This window comes from Dietzia maris, assembly GCF_014144855.1.
GTDB classification, from domain to species: domain Bacteria; phylum Actinomycetota; class Actinomycetes; order Mycobacteriales; family Mycobacteriaceae; genus Dietzia; species Dietzia kunjamensis.
Window position 1 is genome coordinate 1 of record NZ_JAALDN010000243.1, and the last position, 1,712, is coordinate 1,712.

Annotated in this window: 2 protein-coding genes; one reads left to right on the top strand and one right to left on the bottom strand. The window is 68.3% G+C overall.

Annotated elements, in window-relative coordinates; all coding sequences use genetic code 11:
* Window positions 1-1,083: LLM class flavin-dependent oxidoreductase (locus G6024_RS08585; RefSeq protein ID WP_159148485.1), on the bottom strand; the 1,083-nt coding region annotated here is incomplete at its 3' end.
* A gap of 231 nt (window positions 1,084-1,314) precedes the next feature.
* Between G6024_RS08585 and G6024_RS16415 the strand changes: the two genes are divergently transcribed.
* Window positions 1,315-1,712: hypothetical protein (locus G6024_RS16415; protein ID WP_206683384.1), on the top strand; the 398-nt coding region annotated here is incomplete at its 3' end.

Consider the following 1,712-nt stretch of genomic DNA (forward strand, 5'->3'; position numbering starts at 1 on the left):
GGCCAGGTCGGCGTCGCGGGCGGCGACCCGCGCGGCGTGGGTCGGCCCGTCCGGGACGTGGGCCGGGCGCAGTGCGTCGAGTTCCCGTCGCAGGGTCGGCACGATCTCGGTGCCCAGGATCTCGATCTGCTCGAGAACGGTCTTGCGGGGCAGGCCGGCGTGGTCGATGAGGAACAGCTGACGCTGGTAGTCGCCCACGTGCTCGCGCATGGTCATGTATCGGTCGATGATCTGCTGCGGCGAGCCGACGGTCAGCGGGGTCTGGGCGGTGAAGTCCTCGAGCGACGGGCCGTGGCCGTAGACGGGGGCGTTGTCGAAGTAGGGGCGGAACTCGTCGACCGCGTCCTGGCTGTTGGCGCGGGCGAAGAACTGTCCACCCAGGCCGACGATCGCCTGGTCCGCCGAGCCGTGGCCGTAGTGTTCGTAGCGGCGGCGGTACAGCTCGACCATCTGCTTGGTGTGGTGGATCGGCCAGAAGATGTTGTTGTGGAAGAAGCCGTCGTCGTAGAAGGCGGCCTGCTCGGCGATCTGCGGCGAGCGGATCGAGCCGTGCCACACGAAGGGCGCGACGCCGTCCAGCGGGCGCGGGGTCGAGGTGAACTGCTGCAGGGCCGTGCGGAACTTGCCCTCCCAGTCCACGACGTCCTCGTGCCACAGGCGGTGGAGCAGTTCGTAGTTCTCGATCGCGATCGGCAGGCCCTGCCGGATGTCCTGCCCGAACCACGGGTAGACCGGGCCGGTGTTGCCGCGGCCCATCGTCAGGTCCACCCGGCCGCCTGCCAGGTGCTGCAGCATGGCGTAATCCTCGGCGATCTTCACCGGGTCGTTGGTGGTGATCAGGGTGGTGGCCGTCGACAGGATGATCTCGGAGGTCCTGCCCGCGATGTAGCCCAACGTCGTGGTGGGGGAGGACGTCACGAACGGCGGGTTGTGGTGTTCACCCAGCGCGAAGACGTCGAGGCCCACCTGCTCGGCCAGAGTGGCGTACTCGACGACCGCCTCCAGTCGCTCGTGCTCGGTGGGTATCCGCCCGGTGGTGGGGTCCGGGGTGATGTCGGCGATGCTGAAGATTCCGAACTGCATGATGGTGGCCTCTCGTCTGGTGGTGTCCCCATCCTAACTTGCTGACATGTCAAACAACAGGGCGTGGCGCGGTATTCCCCCTCACATGGCGGGTGTCCGCACGGCCTCGGCTCTGTGCGACTCCGGTGACCCTCCGTCGCGCGGAGCGACTTCGGGCGAACATCTGCGGCCCGGTTCGCCGAGGTGTAAACATTCGTCGACTACACAACTCGGCTGACTATCGGAGGGCTCGTGACCGATTGGATCGTCCGCAGGTGGAAGCGGTTCGGGCACGACCGGCTGTACGCATCCACGCCCGGCGGCACCGACCTCGGGTACCTCGACATGGCCAGCGGGAGATTCCACTCCGACGACCTCTCGAACCTGCCCCTGTTGCGAAGGGCGATCGAGGATCATCTCGGCACGAACGAACCGCTCTCGTCTCTATCCCCGTCGGCGCCGTCGGTGCGGGATCTCGAGGAGTCGGACGGGGACCCGACCCCACAACCGGTGTCGGTCTTGGCCGGGACCGTCCCGCCGCCAGTGGCGCCACCAGTACCGCCACCACCCATGCCACCCGGGCCGGCCGGGCCCGCCGGGCCCGCCGAGCCACCCGGGCCCGCCGAGCCACCAGTACCGCCACCACCCAT